The sequence below is a fragment of the Vibrio sp. R12-SW3-ISO1 genome (assembly GCF_059834005.1).
The window spans coordinates 66,988-86,414 of the sequence record NZ_JCBDGK010000039.1; the positions used below are offsets into that span (position 1 = coordinate 66,988).

A 19,427-nucleotide genomic window follows, 5' to 3' on the forward strand; every position below is an offset into this window, starting at 1 on the left:
TTTCCCATCTTACTTGAATAGCGATGCTTTTTGAAACCAGTTAGACTAAACAGCTAGGCTTTTTCTCGAATTTTTTAGAACGGACAAACGATGTTGTCTCTTTTCGCTCGACTTCCTTGGTTTCACCGAGCTTTTATCGCTTTGTTTAGCGCGCTAATTGTGGTTGCCTTGTTTCTTCCCACCCCTCAGGATTTGGGTCAGGATGACAAGCGCTACCAAATAGGCATGCCTTACCCTATCGCGATTGATGCCGCCGCGTTAGAGATCGACACCGTAATCGGTCCACCATCGATTCTTCGATGGGACAAACACACCATTGGCTCTGGCGACAGCATGGCACTGCTCTTTCAGCGTGCTGGCCTCTCTTCTCGACTGCTGTATGAACTTACCTCCACCAATAAAGAGATCGAGCAACAACTGACAAGAGTACGCCCCGGCGATGCGTTTCTATTTGGCTTTGATGAAAACAACCAACTGGTGCAAATCAAACGCGAGCTGAGCCCGTACGAATCATTCCTGATCACCCGCTCTGAAGACGGCTTTCGTTCAAGTCTTGATGTCAAAGAAGTCTTTTATCAATACAACTACGCCGAAGCGACTATTACCTCTAACTTTTGGAATGCAGGGGTCAGCGCCGGTTTAACCGCGAACCAAATCATGGAGCTGGCGGGGATTTTTGGTTGGGACATCGACTTTGCCCTCGATATCCGCCAAGGCGACGGCTTTAAGATTCTTTACCAAGAGAAAGTGGTCGAAGGGGAAATTGTCGGACGAGGTAAAATCATCGCTGCGCTATTTACCAACCAAGGTGATAACTTCACGGCGATTTTAGATGACCACACGGGCAACTACTACGATGAAAATGGCCGGGCGATGAAAAAAGCCTTTTTGCGCTCACCGCTCGATTTTCGCCGCGTCTCTTCTAACTTTAACCCAACACGTCGCCATCCGGTTACCGGACAGGTACGTGCTCACCGCGGCACCGATTACGCCGCGCCTGTCGGTACGCCGATATGGGCCGCTGGTGATGGTGTAGTGATTAAATCCAGCTATAACCAGTTCAATGGCAACTACGTCTTTATCAAGCACAGCAACACCTACATCACTAAGTACCTGCACCTGCAAAAACGCAAAGTCAAAACCGGGCAGCGCGTAAAACAGGGGCAAACCGTGGGTACGCTCGGCGGCACTGGCCGTGTGACGGGGCCGCACTTGCATTATGAGTTTTTGGTCAATGGCGTGCACAAAAACCCAAGAACGGTCAAACTGCCGCAATCAAAGTCGTTAACGGGTAAAGAGAAAACCACCTTTATTGCCAACGCCAAGATTCGCTTAGATAAACTCGAACGCTATGGTGAGCTGTTAGCCACTCGTTAAGTGAACAAGAAAAAACGGGCTGCATCGCTTTAGGAAAACTCGAAAGCGACGCAGCCCGTTTTTTGTTATCGCTACTCACATCGGCAACGTATGGTTACGCTTGTATGGCGTTACTCTTCGATTTTGTGCTCGCGGCCGAGCATCAACAAACACGGCGTAAGCACCAAGGTTAATACCGTTGCGAAGGCCAGACCTCCGGCTACCGCCGTCGCGAGTTGTGACCACCACTGCGTACTCGGCGCGCCAAACTCGATCTTCTGATTGAGCAGATCAATGTTCATTTCCAGCACCATCGGCAGCAAACCAAGAATGGTCGTGACAGTGGTCAACATTACTGGACGCAGCCTTTGTACGCCGGTGCGCAAGATCGCTTCGCGTTTTTCCAAACCGCGTTTGCGCAGCTGATTGAAGGTATCAATCAAAACAATGTTGTTGTTCACCACTATACCCGCCAACGCTATCACACCAATGCCCGACATAATGACGCCAAACGGTTTTTGGAACACGATCAATCCAGCAAACACGCCTACCGTGGAGAAAAGAACCGCACTGAGGATCAAAAACGCTTGGTAGAAGCTATTGAACTGGGTGATCAAAATCAGCGCCATCACCACCAGCGCCACCATAAAGGCTTGCTGAAGGAAGGCCGATGAGTTTTCTTGCTCTTCGTTCTGCCCGCGAATTTTAAACTCGACACCGGAAGGTAAATCCAAATTGGCTAACGCTTGATTCACTTTAGGCAATTCCAGCGCCAAGTTGTAGCCTTCACGGATATCGGCAAAGATGTTGATCACTCGGTGGCCGTCAATACGGCGAATCGTATCTTGCTTATGATTTGGGATAATGCTGGCAAAGTTAGTGATCGGCACCATGCCTGCCGCGGTTTTGACTTTCAACTGGTCAAAGCGGCCAATATCGCGCTTCTCTGCTGGGTAGCGCACTAATATATCGACCTCTTCGTTCGCATCATCGGGCAAGTAATCCCCCAACTTGAGACCATTGGTAACAAACTGCACCGTATTGCCCACCAAGGTAGCATCAGCAAGAAAACGTGACGCATCATCACGGCGGATATCAATTTGCCAATCAATCCCCTCTTTACTGGAGGTATCACTGACGTTAGTAAAAGCCTCGTAGCCATCGGCCCAGTGACGGACCACTTTGGCCGCCGAGTCGAGTTCGGTCGGGATTCGCGCGGACATTTCGATCACCAAATCGTGCTCAACTGGCGGGCCCGCATCGGGAAATTTGTACTCAATCTCAACACCAGCGTAACGATCGGTTTGCGCTTTCAACTCTTCAATAATGGTTTTGACTTTACGACGGTATTGCCAATCCACTGGTGTGATTTGGATCTGGCCAATTTCATCATCGCCACCGGTTTTGGTATAGACGCTTTCAAACTCATCATGACCGAGCATCACCGCTTCGATATCGCGCATGATGACGTCTTTCTCATCCAACGAGAGATCGCCATACGAACGTACTTTCACCGTGAAAAATGGCGGATCAACCTCAGGGAAGAACTCCGCCCCTAAGCCGGCTTTTGAGTACGCAAAGCCCACCCCCACCGAGAGCAAAATGGCGCTGAGCAGAATTTTCAACGGATGCTTTAAGGCAATATCCAGCGTGTGATAGTACAGCTTAGTAATACCGGTTGCTTGGCTAAAATCACCCTCGTGCAGCGCAACCATCTTCTCTCGCTGCTCTTTTGTCACATTTTGTGGGCGTCCAATCAAACTGCCGAGCACAGGGACAAACAGCAGTGCCATTGCCAAAGAAGCCGCTAAGGTAGCGATCAAGGTCAAAGGCAGATACTTCATAAACTCGCCGGTAATGTCTGGCCAAAACAGCAGCGGTGCAAACGCCGCTAAGGTGGTCGCTGTCGACGCTGTGATGGGCCACGCCATGCGCTTGGCCGCATCACGATACGCATCGCGCCTTGGCGTCCCTTCCTGCATCCGTCTGTCAGCAAACTCGGTGACCACAATGGCCCCGTCGACCAACATACCGACTGCCATAATCAGCGAAAACAGCACCACAATGTTAACCGTGAGGCCAAACACTGACAGCACCAGCAAACCGGTTAGAAACGAGCCCGGTATCGACACCCCCACCAGCAAGGCAGTTCGCACACCAAGAATGGCGATAATCACTATCACCACCAAAATGATCGCCGACATGATGTTGTTTTGCAGATCATTGAGCATCATTTTGACATCATCAGACTGGTCGTAGGTGTATTTGACCAGCAGATTGCTTGGCCACTCATCGCGTTGCTGCGCTTCGCTCATCACGGCTTTGACCAGTGCCACGGTATCGATGATGTTCTCCCCAGCGCGCTTTTTCACATCCAACACAATGGCCGATTTGCCATCTAACCGCGCGTAACTCTCTGGGTCACGAAATGCGCGGCGCACCGTTGCCACATCGCCAAAGGTAATCACCTGCTTGCCATCGACTTTGACCGGCAGCTCCAGCACATCCTTTAATGAGTCGAACACCGACGGCACCTTGACCGAAAAGCGGCCATAGCCGGTATCAACGAAACCGGCGGCGACCACCCGGTTATTCAGCGCTATCAGGTTATAAATATCCGCTTGATCTAGCCCGTAGCTTTCCATCAATAAGGGATCGACAATGATCTCGACGATGTCTTCGCGATCCCCGGCAATGTCGACTTCCAGAATCTGTCGATAGCTCTCTAGCTTATCTCGTAGCTGACGGGCGATTTGAACAATGGTTCGCTCAGGTACGGTGCCATACAGCACCACGGTCAACGCGGGCTCTTCAGAGGCCAATGTCACTTCGTTGACCGTAGGCTCATCACTGTCTGCGGGCAATTTAGGTTTGGCCAAATCCACCGCTTCACGTACGTCCGCCATTGCTTTGTTTAAATCCACGCCGACACTGAATTCCAGCATCACTGACGCATGCCCTTCTGATGCGGTTGAGGTCATCTCTTTGACCCCTTCAATGGCGCGCAGCTCTTGCTCTATTGGGCGCACTAATAAGCGCTCCGCATCGGTGGGCGAAATGCCTTGGTGGCCGACGGACACATAGATAATAGGAATGGTGATGTCAGGGCTCGACTCTTTAGGGATGGTGACATAAGTCATCACACCAGCGACCAAAATAAACAGCAACAATACCAACATGGTACGCGTACGCGACAGCGCCGCATCAATCACGGATAACATAGTGCGCCCCTATTGCTGTGAGGTGGAAGAGTCTGAAGAGGATGGTCGCGCCACCGCATTCACTTCATCACCGTCACGCACAAACCCTTGCCCAACAGTAATGATGTCAACCCGCTCACCTAGGCCCGTGAGCCATACGCCATCTTGCTCTGCTTTAACCAGTTGAATCGGGACAAACTTCACCCGCTTGCCCTGCAAGGTCTTCACACCCAAATTGCCAGCTTCGTCGAGTGCCAACATGGCCGGCGTCACTTTGACGGCCAACTGCTCTGTAAGATTCAAGGTCACTTCAGCGCTCACCCCCGCAGGGATCGCTTGCTTGGGATTCTCTAGCTCGATTTCAATTGGAAACGTATTGGTAGAGGCGGAAGAGACACGGGAGATATAGCGGATCTTGCCAACCAACTGGTCGCCATGAATTAAGCTCACTTGCGCTTCTTGATCGAGAGACAGATCGCGAATATGCCGCTCGCTCACATCCGCTTCGATGACCAATCGCTCAAGATCAATCAAGGTCGCCACGGGGTCGCCGATACCGACAAAATCCCCCTGTTCAATAAAGAGGTGATCCACAATGCCATTGAACGGCGCGCGCACGGATGTGTTCGCCAATGAGGTTTTGACATTGCTGACCATTGCCTTGGCTTCCACCAGCGCCGCTTGAGCAGTGGTAAACGCCACTTCCCCTTGCAGCCCTCTGTCTTTGAGCGATTGAGCAGCTTTGTACTCTTTCTCGCGCACTTGCAACATTGCCTGCGCTCGTTCGAGTTGGATTCCGAGATCGGCCTTATCAATCAGAGCAATCACCTGACCTTGGGTGACTGACTGACCTTTCTCAACCTGAAGTGAGACGATTTTACCGGCAATCTCTGCCCCTAAACGTGCTTGCTTGTTCGGTGCAGTACGTCCATACAATTCAATGGTTTTGTGGGTATTTTGCGCCTCGAATGTCTGATAAGAGACCTTAGCAAGAGGAATGGGCGGCGCCGCACTGGCTGTTTCAGCTTCGTCTGCATTAGTCGCCCCCATACCTAACCAGACCGATAATCCGATCACAATCATCAGTGACACCAAGTAGGGTCTGACCGCGAAAAACCGCAACAGAGAGAATCTAGCCATGACAGTCCTTTGAGTTTTATTTTGTCGTGTTAATTTAGGATATAAATTAACCACATAAAAAGAAAACAGTGTGACAAGGATATTTAGCTGAGATCTCAGTTTCAGGAAAACGCCCCGTTATACGGGATTGTCGGCGATAAAATCAAACGGGCAAAAGCGTTCTCATAAAACCACACTTACAAAACTTTTCTTATAAAACCATGTTTAAAAAACAAAGGCTGCTCAATCGGCAGCCTTTGTCGGTAAGAAAAGGAGTATGGGGTTACACGCTAAAGGACGCGCCACAACCACAGGTCGTAGTCGCATTCGGGTTATTAACGAAAAAGCGCGAGCCTTCCAACCCTTCTGTATAGTCAACTTGACCACCGACCAAGTATTGCAAACTCATCGGATCCACCACTAAGGTCACGCCGCTATTCACAATGGTGGTGTCGCCTTCGTTAACACTCTCATCAAAAGTGAAACCGTATTGGAAGCCGCTACAGCCGCCCCCGGTGATGTAGACGCGCAGTTTTAGGTTTGGGTTTTCTTCTTCTGCAATCAGAGCACCAACTCGCTTCGCTGCGGCATCAGAAAATGTTAGTGGGATATTTACTTCGCTCACGATGACCTCTCTCACTCGTGTCAACCCAACAGCTTTCGCGCTGGATGGTTCATCTTTATATAATAGCCACGATTATCTAATACCTGAGTGAAGCGTTCAAGTATTCACCATCTTTGCCCGAGTATTTTTAACAATTTCGCCGCTTCGTGATGAAAAACTCCCCGTTCTGTGGTGGAAAGCGTTTTAATCGCATCAGTGGGGCAGGTACAATGCGAGGCAAATTGGTCCGAGCAATCAGAAGAGGATATCCCAATGACCAAATCAGCCGAACTGTATCAAAAGGCACAGCAAACAATCCCAGGCGGCGTGAACTCTCCCGTTCGTGCGTTTAATGGCGTGGGCGGAGCACCGATTTTTATCGAGAGAGCCGATGGCCCTTTGATTTTTGATGCGGATGGCAAAGCGTACATCGACTACGTTGGCTCTTGGGGTCCAATGATTCTTGGTCACAACCATGTGGCGATTCGTGATGCCGTGATCACCGCAGCGCAGCGCGGACTCAGCTTTGGCGCGCCGACGGAAATGGAAATCACCATGGCGGAATTGGTCAGCGAGTTGGTGCCATCAATGGAGCAAGTGCGCATGGTCAGCTCTGGTACTGAAGCTACCATGAGTGCGATTCGTCTTGCACGTGGCTTCACTGGCCGAGACAAAATCATCAAGTTTGAAGGTTGCTACCACGGTCATGCCGACAGCTTGCTGGTCAAAGCCGGCTCTGGTGCGCTGACACTCGGTCAACCAAGCTCGCCTGGCGTTCCGGCCGATTTTGCCAAGCACACCCTAACAGCAACGTTTAACGACCTTGATTCTGTGCGCGAGCTGTTTGCTGCCAATCCAGGTGAGATCGCCTGTATTATCGTTGAGCCTGTGGCAGGCAACATGAACTGTATTCCACCTGTTGATGGCTTCCATGAAGGGCTGCGTGAGATTTGTGATCAAGAAGGTGCCTTGCTGATTTTTGATGAGGTCATGACAGGTTTCCGCGTTGCCCTTGGCGGCGCACAAGGCCACTACAACATCAAACCAGACCTCACCACATTGGGCAAAGTGATCGGTGGCGGCATGCCTGTGGGCGCCTTTGGCGGCCGCAAAGATGTCATGCAATACATCGCGCCAACGGGTCCGGTTTACCAAGCGGGCACACTGTCTGGCAACCCAGTCGCGATGGCAGCGGGTTACGCCTGTTTGTCGGTTCTGCGTGAAGAGGGCAACGAAAAACGCCTAGCGGCAAAAACCAAACAACTGGCCGATGGATTTAAAACGCTGGCTGCCGAGCACGGCATTCCGCTGCTGGTCAATCAAGTGGGAGGCATGTTCGGTTTCTTCTTTACCGATCAAGAACGCATCACCTGCTACGAAGATGTGACACGCTGTGACATCGAGCGCTTCAAGCGCTTCTTCCACTTGATGTTAGAACACGGCGTCTATCTTGCCCCATCGGCGTTCGAAGCGAGCTTCACCTCTCTAGCTCACGGCAGCAAAGAGATCGAAGCGACACTCGAAGCGGCGGATCGCTGTTTCGCTCAACTTGCGCAAGAAGCCTAATCGCATCTAGGCGGCATTGCGGTCCTAATGAAAGGCAAAGAGAAAGGCTGCATCGCGCAGCCTTTTTTATGCCCGTAGAATCATCGCCAAAAGAAAATCACGGTGACCACCAGCGCGAGTAACAACAGACCAAACCAAGGGAGTCCACGACGCTTTGCGCGCGTAGGGCAATCACCGTTCTCATTATTACAACAGCCCATCATTTTTCTCCTTACATCGTCGCCTCAACCGGCGCTGTGCACGTTAGTGATTGAAGCTTGAAGGGTTTAACGCCATTATACGACTACCTTGTTGCATAAATGGACGTCATCGTGTCAAACAAAGTTACCATCACTTCGAGTCATTGGGTATTGATCCTCGCCTTGTTAGCGGCCGGATTTGCGTGCTACCTGTTAGTCGAACCCTACGTTAACTCCATCGTCATGGCGTTTATCATCTCCATCCTCATGTTGCCGATTCATCAGGCTCTTGAGCGTAAAATGCCCAAGCACAACAATGTCGTCGCCCTGCTCTCCTGCGTGATTTTGACCTTCATTATCGTCGTCCCGCTGCTGTTTGTGTTTGCTGCGATTGTGCAGCAAGGCTCAGCCTTTTCACAAAACGTCTATCAATGGGTCACGCAAGGTGGGATTCAAGCGCTGTTTGAGCATCCTTGGGTTGTCAAAGGCTTATCTATCGTCAATAACTACCTCCCCTTTGATGCGATTGAGCCCTCGCAAATCGCCCAAAAAGTGGGCCAGTTTGCCACCCGTTTTGGCTCCAACTTGGTCGGCATCAGCGCGAAAATTTTAGGTGATGCCACAACCTTCTTGATGGATTTCTTCCTCATGCTGTTTGTACTGTTTTTCTTGTTGCGCGATCGCGAGAAGATCATTGGCGCCATTCGTCATATCCTGCCGCTTTCACGCAGCCAAGAAGACAAATTGCTTGATGAGATAGAACAAGTATCCAAATCCGCCGTAATGGGATCGTTTTTAACTGCTATTGCGCAAGGGGTAGCAGGCGGCATCGGCATGTGGTTGGCGGGATTCCCGGGTTTGTTCTGGGGCACCATGATGGGGTTTGCATCGTTTATCCCCGTCGTCGGTACTGCGCTGATTTGGATTCCTGCCGTGAGCTACCTATTTTTAAGTGGCGATACCACTTGGGCGATTTTCCTCACGGTGTGGAGCGTTGCGGTGGTGGGCTCCATCGATAACTTACTCAGACCTTTGCTGATGCAAGGCAGCGCGGGGATGAACACGCTCATGATCTTTTTCTCCCTGCTTGGCGGCATCCATCTATTTGGTTTGATTGGCTTAATCTACGGTCCGCTGATCTTTGCGGTGACTATGGTGCTGTTCAACATCTATGAGGAAGAGTTTCAAGACTTTCTCGATCGCCAAGATCAAAACTGACCTCCGGCCCAACGCTTAGTATGACTGGGTGCTTGGTATCATCGGGGGATTGTGCGAAAATCCCCCGTCTTTTTCCGTCAGAGCTCATTATGTCTGCTTACATCGCGCCTAGCCAAATTGCCCAACGTCAACTCGCTTACTTTGAAGGTAAACACGTCTTAGTGGCAGGAGAATCCGAAGATCTCTTTCCCATTGAGTTAGCCAACCACTGCCAATCGGTCACCGTATTCACCACCCACTATGGCTACTATCGCCAGTTGAGTGCGCATACCGCCATAGATTGTCAGTTTGGCGTGCAATACGAACCCAAAGACGAGAATAAAGCGCCAGCGGATTTAGTGCTCCTGTACTGGCCAAAAGCCAAAGCGGAAGCAGAATACCTACTGGCAATGTTGATGGCCCAATTGGGTGAAGGGTGCGAAATCGTCGTTGTTGGGGAAAATCGCTCAGGCATTAAAAGCATCGAAAAAATGTTCAAGCCCTACGGCACAATCCGCAAATATGACTCAGCGCGCCGCTGCTCCTTCTATTGGGGTCAATGCACGCAAACTCCCCCAGCGTTTCAATTGGACGCTTGGTTTAAGCGCTATGAAGTGAGCTACCAAGAGACGCGCCTGACGATCCACAGTTTGCCTGGGGTATTCAGTCACGGTGAGTTTGATATTGGCAGCCAACTGCTGCTTGATACCCTGCCGCCACTCAGCGGAAAAGTACTCGACTTTGGTTGTGGCGCGGGCGTGATTGGCAGCGTGATGGCTGCACTCAACCCTGGTATAGAGCTAGAGATGTGTGACATCAGCGCCCTGGCCGTGGCATCAAGCCAAGCGACCTTAGCCGCCAATGGTTTAACCGGGCGTGTGTTTGCATCCGATATCTACTCTGATACCGATGATGACTATCAATTTATCATCAGCAACCCACCGTTCCACTCAGGCCTTGATACCAGTTACAGTGCTACCGAAACCTTACTTGAGCAAGCACCCACTCACCTCAATCGCCAAGGAGCGCTGTTTATTGTTGCCAATAGCTTTCTCAAGTACCCGCCTATTATCGACGCCGCTTTCGGTAAATGCGAGACACTAAATAAGACCAACAAGTTCGCTATTTATCACGCCAAACGCTAGCCTATCTCGCCCAACCTCGCTCAGAAGTTGGGCTATTTTGTCCTCTTGTCGTTGAAAATGCGCCGCTAACCACGCTTTGCGGGCAACTTACTTGTCAAAGTAAAAAAACTCGTTAAATTTGTCAGTTTAAGAAATTAACGTTTTTAGCCATAAGCCCCCACGACATGTTTAAGTTGTATAAAAAGCAAAGATTTAAGCGTCTTCAAAACACGTTAATGTTGGCGTTTTTGGTACTGAGCATCACGCCGTTGACTTTAATGGCCATCTTTTTTCTCCAATCTCATACCAAAGATCTGCAAGAGCAAAGCACCTACCACCTCACCTCAGTGCGCGATACCAAACAGCAGCAGGTTGAGGATTACCTCTACGCCAAAGAGTCGGAAGTGATGGGCTTTGTTCGCTCAGAACTGGCCTACGCCAGTGGTGGTCGCTTTTACGGCTTAGTCAACGCCTTTCAAAGCTTGGGATTGGATATTGAACAAGCACGCGAGTACGCACAAAAACGCTATATTCCTGGCTCCGGAGATCAAATCAAAACCTCGATTTTGCCTCAATCGAGTGTTTACACCGGTACAGAGCGCTATCGCCTGCTGCACAAACGCTACCATTGGGCGTACCTAGAGCTGCTCAAACGCTCCGACTTTGACGACATTCTGTTGGTCGACCGCGAAGGTAATGTCACCTACTCCATTTACAAGCACGATAACTATGGCACTAACCTGCTGAGCGGCCGCTACAAAGATCAAAATCTCGGTAAAACCTTTCAAGCCCTGCGCAAGCAAGTGACCGAACGACGCAAGACCAACGAAGATTACACCCCGGTGATTATCTCTGACTTTTCGCTCGAGCAAGGTCGCATGGTGGCGTGGTTTGGTGCACCCATTGTTCAACAAGGCTACCTACACAGCTATGCGATGTTTCGCCTCCCCAATAATGGCATCACCAAACTCATCGCGGACAAAAGCAATCAGGTGGCAATCAAAACCTTATTGGTCGGCCAAGATCACCGCTCGCGCACCCTCTCTTACGATGAGAACGAGGTCGAAAAAAGCCTTGAGGTGGTCAATTTGGCCCTAAGCGGGGAAAGTGCCGTTGGCACCTACACCAATGCCAATAACGAGTCGATGTTTGCCGCGTACACACCGATTGAAGTCAAAGGCATTCATTGGGCTATGGTGGTTGAAGTGCCGATGAAGGTCGCCTTTGCTCGCGTCAATCAGTTAGAAACCCTGTTTATTCTCGCCATGTTAGGTGCCATCGTCTTAGTCGTTGTCGCCTCGCATTACCTGTCCAACTTCATCACTTCGCCGCTGCTGCAACTGACATGGTCGGCGGAAAAAGTCTCGGCGGGCGACTTAGAAGCGGATATTAACAACACCAACCGTAAAGATGAGATTGGCCGACTTGCGGTCAGTTTCGAGCGCATGCAGCGCTCCATTCGAGAGAAAATTCAGTTAATTAAAGAGCAAAATGAAGAGCTCGAAAGCCATCTGAAACTGATCAAAAAGCAAAATGAAGAGTTACAGCTCGCCAATAAACTCAAAGATGAGTTTTTAGCCACCACCTCTCATGAACTCAGAACGCCGCTGCATGGCATGGTTGGCATCGCCGAAGCACTGATCTCCGGTGCCAATGGCCCGATCACCTCAGATCATAAATACCAGCTAGAGATCATTATCAGCAGCGGCCAGCGCCTCGCGACCTTGGTCGACGATCTGCTCGATTACCACAAGATGCGCTATGGCAATCTCGATATTGAAACCAGCGCAGTGGATCTCTCTTCTGCTACTCGCTTAGTGCTTGAGCTCTCATCGCACCTGCTGAGCAACAAACCGATTCGAATCATCAATCAGGTCCCTGTTGAGCCAGTTTGGGTCAGTGCCGATCCGCAACGCCTCGAACAGGTGCTCTATAACCTAATTGGCAATGCCATCAAATACACCAGCGAAGGGAAGATCGTTATCTCAGCTAGCGTGGTGGATGATCAAATACGCGTGCAGGTGGTGGATACCGGTCAAGGTATTCCCGCCGATCAACTGGAACACATTTTTGAGCCACTCATTCAAGCAGGCAGTGATGCTCATCGATACCGCCAAGGGGCGGGGCTTGGCCTGTCGATCAGTCGTCAATTGATCGATTTAATGCACGGCAATCTGTACGTCAGCAGCCAGCCCATGGTAGGGACGACCTTCAGCTTTACGCTCCCGATGGCAAGTGAAGAACAAATTGCCCAGGCCAATCACACGGTACTGCCTCACTTTAAAGCGCCTGATAATACTGAGATTGAGCTGCCTGAAGTCTCGAGTTTGCCAGAAAATCCAGACGGTCCGTTGCTACTGGTGGTCGATGATGAACCAGTCAATTTGCGGGTGCTTGATAGCTTCCTGCGCCTTGAAGGCTATCGTGTACGCTGCGCGAAAGATGGCCAAGAAGCGTTGGAAGCCTTGGATGCAGAGCCACCACAACTGTTGCTGCTCGACATCATGATGCCAGGCATGAACGGCTATCAGGTGTGTGAAAAAGTACGTCAACAGTACGATCACGCCGCGCTGCCGGTGATCATGTTGACGGCGCTTAACCAAAGCGACGATCGCGTCAAAGGCTTCAATGCGGGAGCGAATGACTACCTATCCAAACCTTTCAACAAGCAAGAGTTAGCGGCGCGCATTCAAGCCCATTTGACCGCCAGTAAAGCGGAGCTGCGTCGACAAGAGAACCAGCAGCTGCAAATCGAGTTAAAACGACGTGCAGCGGTCGAAGCCAGCTTACTGGAAACGCAAGGACGACTGCTCGAGCAACTTGAATCGGCCCCTGAAGCCATCATTTGTGTACGTGAAGATGGCAAAGTGCGCTTTGCCAATGAAGCGGCTTCACGCCTCTTCCGCCGCTCTGCGGAGCAGCTCAAACGCTCAAACGCAGACGAGCTTATTGCGCCAAAATACCTCAGTGTCAAACAAGATCACTACTGCGGCACTATCGATGTCTATGTAGAAGATGTTCGTCAGCATATCTCCGCCGACATCCTGCGTATGCCTGAGGGCTCCGACCTGCGCGCCATGTACATCTTCAATGTGGGTGGCAGTGTCAATGCCACTCGTATCCACAACCTAGAGACGGCCATTGAGGCACTCTCTACCTTTGCCTTTGAAGGCGACAAGGCCAAACTGCAAGAACTCAAAGAGCTCGGTGGCGAATTTACTCGTTTAGCCGAGCGCGTCAGCGGTGACAATAAATCCAAGCAAGATCTAATGCGCGAAGTCTTGGTCGATGCCATGACTCAAGCGTTAGACTATTGGGAGAGCGTGACCGGTCAGACGAAATTCGCCTTTGCTGAACAAAGTGGGTTGTGGCGCGTCTACTTAGACCGCAGCACACTGCAAACTCGTACGTTGGACAAGTACCTGCGAGTTGAAACACTGCCTAAGACGCCACGCTGGCGCACGGTATTAAGCTCGCTCGATTACATCTTGGAGCACTGCCAAGAACGCAGTCCACAGCGCGAACATATCGAAGAATTGCGCGATAAATTGCATCACTTATTGACTAACTAAGCTGATTGAGCCCGCTGCCTAGCGGGCTTTTTTCTGCCCTGAAAAACACCCTTTCTCACGCCTCAAACAGTTACTACACGACGTAAAAAAACCATGATAGCTAGGTTATTTATCTCGTGTGATGCGGCAAAATATCGACGATTAACACGTTCAAATACTGGCAAGAAGGAATTTTTACGGCAGTTTGCGAAGCCAATCACAACAGAACGGCAGATTATAATTAACGAGGTAAATTAACCCAAATCAGGGCAAGTGACCAAGATCTCAATCAAATCCAGCTCCGTCAACAAGCCTTTATTAGAATAAATATGGCGATAGTACGCACTTACAAACACCTCAAATGTGGCGCTTTTATGCGATAAACTTCAAACCAATAAATTGATTAAAATTAAAACAATTGCTGTGTTTTTTAACGGTTTTAACGAGTCATTGATTGGTTTTAACGTTTTTAACGGGAAAGAGGATTGCACGTTTTCCGCTTCCGGTGTTTTCTTACTGTGCCTAAGGCCTACAGGCCACTCTGGCTGACTGGGTCCTCCGTCTTGGTCAGCACCAATCTGAGGTAGGCCTTAGTGAGTGTTTATCAATTGATGACATTCCAACCATTGTGAAATGAAAGCAAATAGTAAGGAACAGCTATGCTTGCCAACATTAAGAAAACAGCACTAGCAACCGCGATTATCGCAACTGCAACTACAGGTTTTGCATCAGTAGCAACAGCGGCAGAGCGCAGTGAGCTAACCGTCCACCCTAAAGAGTTCACGACCTTTGTTCGTAACTTCAACCCGTACCTAGGTGCGACCAACCTTCACACCACAACAGACTTCATGTATGAGCCACTCGTTGTCTTCAATGAGATGCACGGCAACACACCAGTGTTCCGTTTGGCAGAAGCGTACAAGATGTCTGACGACCTAATGAGCGTCACTTTTGACATTCGCAAAGGCGTGAAATGGTCTGATGGCGAAACATTTGACGCGAACGACGTCGCGTTCTCTTTCAACCTAGTGAAAAACAAACCTGAACTGGACCAAAGCGGTATCAACTCTTGGGTTACTGGCGTTGAGAAAATCAACGACTACCAAGTGAAATTCCGCCTAACGGAAGCGAACTCAAACGTTCCTTACGAAATTGCGAAAGTGCCTGTCGTCCCTGAGCACGTGTGGAAAGACGTCAAAGACCCTGCGACATTTACTAACGAAAACCCTGTAGGTTCAGGTCCATTTACTGAAATCGACACCTTCACCGCTCAGCTCTACATTCAGTGTGCAAACCCTAACTACTGGGATGCCGACAACCTTGAGGTTGACTGTCTACGCGTTCCACAAATCGCGAATAACGACCAATTCCTAGGTAAAGTCGTGAACGGTGAGATGGACTGGACATCATCCTTCATTCCAGACATCGATCGCACGTACGCAGCAGCAAGTCCGAATCACCAATACTGGTACCCGCCAGCGGGCACACAAGCGTTTGTCGTCAACTACAAAAACCCAGATCCAGCTAAAAACGAAGCGTTGACGAATGTTGACTTCCGTCGTGCGTTCTCAATGGCACTGGATCGTCAAACCATCATCGACATCGCGTTCTACGGCGGCGGTACAGTGAATGACTTTGCCTCTGGTCTAGGTTACGCGTTTGAAGCTTGGTCTGATGAGAGCACTCACAACAAGTACAAAGGCTACAACACGTACAATGTGGAAGGTGCGAAAGAACTTCTGAAGAAAGCGGGCTTTAAAGACGTCAACAAAGATGGCTTTGTCGACACGCCATCAGGCAAATCGTTTGAGCTATTGATTCAATCACCAAACGGCTGGACCGACTTTAACAACACGGTACAGCTTGCGGTTGAACAACTCGCAGAAGTGGGCATCAAAGCCCGTGCACGTACTCCAGACTTCTCTGTCTACAACCAAGCCATGCTTGAAGGGACATACGATGTGGCGTACACCAACTACTTCCACGGTGCAGACCCATACACTTACTGGAACAGTGCGTACAACTCAGCACTGCAATCGGGTGAAGGTATGCCGCGCTTCGCGATGCACTTCTACAAAAACGACAAGCTAGATGGACTACTCAATAGCTTCTACAAAACAGCGGACAAAAATGAGCAGCTAGAGATCGCTCACGGTATCCAGCAAATCATTGCCGCTGACCAAGTGACGATTCCTGTGATGTCTGGTGCTTACATGTACCAATACAACACCACTCGCTTCACTGGCTGGTGGAACGAAGAGAATCCAAAAGGCCGTCCAAACATTTGGGCTGGTATCCCAGAGCGTCTACTTCACGTACTGGACCTAAAACCAGTGAAATAAGTGAGTTTGCTTTGTCTTTGCGGCGTGCATCCGTACGCCGCTTAATCCCCAAAACTTTAAGTTGTTAAAGCTATGGCGCCCGTCGTCAGGGGATTTTTCGCTCAAAATTTTACGGTTTGCTTGAGCGACCTGAAACCAGAAACAGGAAAAATCTGGATAAGTAAGGTGTGAGTTATGGGTTACTTTTTAAGACGTTTGTCCTTTTATTTTGTCGCTTTGCTCGTTGCTGCGACGTTAAACTTTATTATTCCGCGCGCCATGCCAGGCGATCCCGTCACCATGATGTTTGCCAATGCATCGGTTCAAGTGACGCCTGAGCGTATCGCTGCTATGAAAGAGTTACTCGGCTTTGTCGAAGGCGGCTATCTCGCTCAGTACTACGCGTACATGAAAAACATTCTGAGCTGGGAGCTCGGTACTTCGATTCAGTTCTACCCACTATCGGTGAACAAGCTACTCGGCAGTGCGTTCGGTTGGTCACTGTTTCTCGCGGGTACCGCGGTGGTGATTTCGTTCTCACTCGGTTCTATCTTGGGCATTTTCGCCGCCTGGAAACGAGGTAGCAAATACGATGCGTTTGTCACGCCAGGCATGCTGACCATCCAAGCGGTGCCTCAAGTGGTTATCGCCATGATCGCCATGTTTGTCTTCGCCATCGGCTTGAAATGGTTCCCGACAAGCTATGCCTATACCGCAGGCACCATTCCCGACTGGACCAGCTGGGCCTTTATTAAAGATGTCGCCTATCACGCGGTTCTGCCTCTATTTTGCGCCTCTATCGTTCAGATCGGTGGCTTCTTGGTCAACATGCGTAACAACATGATCAACCTGCTCGCCGAAGATTACATCACCATGGCGAAAGGAAAAGGACTGAGCGAGAACCGAGTGGTCTTCAACTACGCGGCACGTAATGCGCTCTTACCAAGTGTTACCGCACTTTCGATGGCATTGGGTATGGCTATCGGTGGTCAGTTGATCATCGAAATCATCTTCAACTACCCCGGTCTTGGCTCCGTGCTATTTAACGCCATCAAAGCGCGTGACTACCAAGTGCTGCAAGGTCAGCTCCTGATCATGACGTTGTTTATGCTGTTCTTTAACCTTCTTGCCGACATGCTGTATGTCGTGCTCGATCCTCGCCTACGTAAGGGAGGGAAATAATCATGAAAGGTTTCTTTAAACTGATCGTTGGCAACCCGATTGCGCTCGTTGGCTGCATTATTTTGAGCCTGTTCCTATTTATCGCCCTCGCCGCGCCCATGCTGACCAAGCATGCGCCAGACAAGCGTTCGGGCAACCCGCATGAATACCCCTCTTTTGTGGTCAAAGCGGCACAAAACAACCCAGAGGGTTGGGTGGCTGACAACCTCGCCACGGATCGCCGCACGCTGATCATGTCGAAAAACGCGGATCATGTCATGGGCACCACACGTATGGGCCGCGATGTTTGGTCTCAGTTTGTTCACGGCGCTCGCGTTTCACTGGCGGTTGGCTTTGGCGCAGGGATCACCGTCTGCTTTCTTGCCACCATCATCGGTATCTCTGCGGGCTACTTTGGTGGGCGCATTGATGACTTCCTCACTGCCGCAATGAACATCATGCTGGTTATCCCACAATACCCGTTGCTGTTTGTTCTTGCCGCCTTCATCGGTGAAGCAGGCCCGCTGACGATTGCACTCATTATCGGCTTTACCGCCTGGGCGTGGGGCGCGAGGGTGATACGCTCGCAAACCTTAGCATTGCGTGAGAAAGAGTTCGTCAAAGCAGCGGAAGTGTTGGGTGAGTCCTCTTGGCGCATCATTTTCGTCGAGATTTTGCCAAACCTTATCCCCATTGTTGGCGCTAGCTTCATTGGCTCTGTGATGTACGCGATCATGATGGAAGCGACCATCTCCTTCCTGGGTCTTGGTGACCCGAACACGGTCAGCTGGGGCATCATGCTCTACAACGTCCAGACCTCCTCCTCGATGCTGATTGGCGCTTGGTGGGAACTGCTAGCTCCGTGTGCGGCGCTTGTACTGCTTGTGACTGGTCTTGCCCTGCTTAACTTTGCCGTTGATGAAATTGCTAACCCGCAACTTCGTTCACACAAAGGCATGAAGCGCTGGAAGAAACTGGCCGAACAAGACAAGAAAGAGCGTAAACCTGAGCTCGAACCTCAACCTGCAATCTGGAGCGGAGACAAATAATCATGACAGCACCTCTCATTTCTATCCGCAACTTATGCGTTGATTACATCACAGCCGCCGGTGACGTGCGCGCCTGTAATGATGTCAGCTTCGATATTGCTCCGGGCGAGGTCTTCGGTCTCGCCGGTGAATCGGGCTGTGGTAAATCCACTGTCGCTTTCTCGCTCATGCGTCTGCACAAGCCGCCCGCGTTTATTACCGGTGGCGAGGTGATCTTCAACGGTGAAAACATCCTCAAATACAGCGATGACAGAATGCAGTCGTTCCGCTGGAGCGAGATGTCGATGGTCTTCCAAAGCGCCATGAACGCACTCAACCCCGTGTTGACCATGGAAGAGCAGTTTTGCGATGTGATCATGCGCCACACCAATATGACGCGTGAACAAGCCAGACGCCGCGCCGAAGGCTTGTTGGAGATCGTCGATATTCACCCAAGTCGCCTGACCGACTACCCTCACCAGTTCTCTGGTGGCATGCGTCAGCGTCTGGTTATTGCGATTGCTCTCGCGTTGAATCCGAAAATGATCATCATGGATGAGCCTACCACCGCGCTTGATGTGGTGGTGCAACGCGAAATCTTGCAAAAGATCTACGCGCTGAAAGAGGAGTTCGGTTTCTCTATTTTGTTCATTACTCATGATTTGTCCCTGATGGTCGAGTTCTCTGACCGTATCGGCATCATGTATTCCGGTGAACTGATTGAAGTCGCACCTTCAAAACAAATTCTTGAAAGTCCATACCACCCTTACACCAAGGGGTTAGGTAGCTCTTTCCCTCCATTAACCGGGCCGAAAACCAAATTGACGGGCATTCCTGGTAACCCACTCAACTTGCTGGAGATACCGCAAGGTTGTCGCTTCCAAGCGCGCTGTGATCGTGTCCATGACACCTGCACCCGCAAAGCGACCTCACTGCGAGAAATCGAGCCAAGTCGTTTCTCAAACTGCCACCTATACGGTGAGCCCATTGCGCAAGCAAAGTTGTAACGAATTGAGAAGCT

12 protein-coding genes are annotated in these 19,427 nt (G+C 50.4%); 9 read left to right on the forward strand and 3 right to left on the reverse strand.

The features are described from left to right. Nucleotides 1-90 precede the first annotated feature (90 nt). Nucleotides 91-1,377, forward strand: coding sequence for a peptidoglycan DD-endopeptidase ShyC (gene shyC / locus AC6R0R_RS10560; protein ID WP_500626635.1), 1,287 nt, complete (start codon nucleotides 91-93; stop codon nucleotides 1,375-1,377). A 110-nt stretch (nucleotides 1,378-1,487) separates the two neighbouring features. Here the strand turns inward: shyC and AC6R0R_RS10565 are convergent, their stop codons facing one another. The 3 genes from AC6R0R_RS10565 to erpA all read right to left on the reverse strand — a co-directional run bounded on the left by AC6R0R_RS10565 (nucleotide 1,488) and on the right by erpA (nucleotide 6,300). After that, complete coding sequence (locus AC6R0R_RS10565) at nucleotides 1,488-4,577, reverse strand: efflux RND transporter permease subunit (protein WP_500626636.1); 3,090 nt, start codon at nucleotides 4,575-4,577, stop codon at nucleotides 1,488-1,490. A gap of 9 nt (nucleotides 4,578-4,586) precedes the next feature. After that, nucleotides 4,587-5,696: an efflux RND transporter periplasmic adaptor subunit gene (locus AC6R0R_RS10570; protein ID WP_500626637.1), complete on the reverse strand. Its 1,110-nt coding sequence runs from the start codon at nucleotides 5,694-5,696 to the stop codon at nucleotides 4,587-4,589. A gap of 262 nt (nucleotides 5,697-5,958) precedes the next feature. Then, nucleotides 5,959-6,300 carry an iron-sulfur cluster insertion protein ErpA gene (gene erpA, locus AC6R0R_RS10575; protein ID WP_038137912.1) on the reverse strand — a complete coding sequence of 114 codons (342 nt, stop codon included), beginning with the start codon at nucleotides 6,298-6,300 and terminating at the stop codon, nucleotides 5,959-5,961. Between the two features lie 252 nt (nucleotides 6,301-6,552). Here erpA and hemL point away from each other — a divergent pair, with 252 nt between their 5' ends. From hemL to AC6R0R_RS10615, 8 genes are all read left to right on the forward strand, one after another. Beyond that, nucleotides 6,553-7,845 carry a glutamate-1-semialdehyde 2,1-aminomutase gene (gene hemL, locus AC6R0R_RS10580; RefSeq protein WP_334553984.1) on the forward strand — a complete coding sequence of 431 codons (1,293 nt, stop codon included), beginning with the start codon at nucleotides 6,553-6,555 and terminating at the stop codon, nucleotides 7,843-7,845. A 311-nt stretch (nucleotides 7,846-8,156) separates the two neighbouring features. After that, nucleotides 8,157-9,242 (forward strand): AI-2E family transporter, encoded by a 1,086-nt coding sequence (locus AC6R0R_RS10585; protein WP_334553983.1) that lies wholly within the window; start codon nucleotides 8,157-8,159, stop codon nucleotides 9,240-9,242. 89 nt (nucleotides 9,243-9,331) lie between these two features. Then, nucleotides 9,332-10,366, forward strand: a complete 1,035-nt coding sequence (gene rsmC, locus AC6R0R_RS10590; protein WP_500626638.1) for a 16S rRNA (guanine(1207)-N(2))-methyltransferase RsmC — start codon at nucleotides 9,332-9,334, stop codon at nucleotides 10,364-10,366. Nucleotides 10,367-10,530: 164 nt separating this feature from the next. Then, complete coding sequence (locus AC6R0R_RS10595) at nucleotides 10,531-13,917, forward strand: response regulator (RefSeq protein ID WP_500626639.1); 3,387 nt, start codon at nucleotides 10,531-10,533, stop codon at nucleotides 13,915-13,917. A 638-nt stretch (nucleotides 13,918-14,555) separates the two neighbouring features. Beyond that, on the forward strand, nucleotides 14,556-16,238 hold the full coding sequence (locus tag AC6R0R_RS10600) for an ABC transporter substrate-binding protein (RefSeq protein ID WP_500626640.1): 1,683 nt from the start codon (nucleotides 14,556-14,558) through the stop codon (nucleotides 16,236-16,238). A 174-nt stretch (nucleotides 16,239-16,412) separates the two neighbouring features. Beyond that, entirely contained in the window at nucleotides 16,413-17,399 is a 987-nt protein-coding gene (locus AC6R0R_RS10605; RefSeq protein ID WP_500626641.1) for an ABC transporter permease, read from the forward strand. Nucleotides 17,400-17,401: 2 nt separating this feature from the next. Next, nucleotides 17,402-18,427 (forward strand): ABC transporter permease, encoded by a 1,026-nt coding sequence (locus AC6R0R_RS10610; protein ID WP_500626642.1) that lies wholly within the window; start codon nucleotides 17,402-17,404, stop codon nucleotides 18,425-18,427. Nucleotides 18,428-18,429: 2 nt separating this feature from the next. Further along, nucleotides 18,430-19,413, forward strand: a complete 984-nt coding sequence (locus AC6R0R_RS10615) for an ABC transporter ATP-binding protein (RefSeq protein WP_334553972.1) — start codon at nucleotides 18,430-18,432, stop codon at nucleotides 19,411-19,413. Nucleotides 19,414-19,427: the final 14 nt, after the last annotated feature.

Excerpts from the sequence above, each read along its gene's own strand:
- shyC (WP_500626635.1), top strand. The coding sequence starts at position 91 with ATGTTGTCTCTTTTCGCTCGACTTCCTTGGTTTCACCGAGCTTTTATC.
- AC6R0R_RS10565 (WP_500626636.1), bottom strand. The coding sequence starts at position 4,577 with ATGTTATCCGTGATTGATGCGGCGCTGTCGCGTACGCGTACCATGTTG.
- AC6R0R_RS10570 (WP_500626637.1), bottom strand. The coding sequence starts at position 5,696 with ATGGCTAGATTCTCTCTGTTGCGGTTTTTCGCGGTCAGACCCTACTTG.
- hemL (WP_334553984.1), top strand. The coding sequence starts at position 6,553 with ATGACCAAATCAGCCGAACTGTATCAAAAGGCACAGCAAACAATCCCA.
- rsmC (WP_500626638.1), top strand. The coding sequence starts at position 9,332 with ATGTCTGCTTACATCGCGCCTAGCCAAATTGCCCAACGTCAACTCGCT.
- AC6R0R_RS10595 (WP_500626639.1), top strand. The coding sequence starts at position 10,531 with ATGTTTAAGTTGTATAAAAAGCAAAGATTTAAGCGTCTTCAAAACACG.
- AC6R0R_RS10600 (WP_500626640.1), top strand. The coding sequence starts at position 14,556 with ATGCTTGCCAACATTAAGAAAACAGCACTAGCAACCGCGATTATCGCA.
- AC6R0R_RS10605 (WP_500626641.1), top strand. The coding sequence starts at position 16,413 with ATGGGTTACTTTTTAAGACGTTTGTCCTTTTATTTTGTCGCTTTGCTC.
- AC6R0R_RS10610 (WP_500626642.1), top strand. The coding sequence starts at position 17,402 with ATGAAAGGTTTCTTTAAACTGATCGTTGGCAACCCGATTGCGCTCGTT.
- AC6R0R_RS10615 (WP_334553972.1), top strand. The coding sequence starts at position 18,430 with ATGACAGCACCTCTCATTTCTATCCGCAACTTATGCGTTGATTACATC.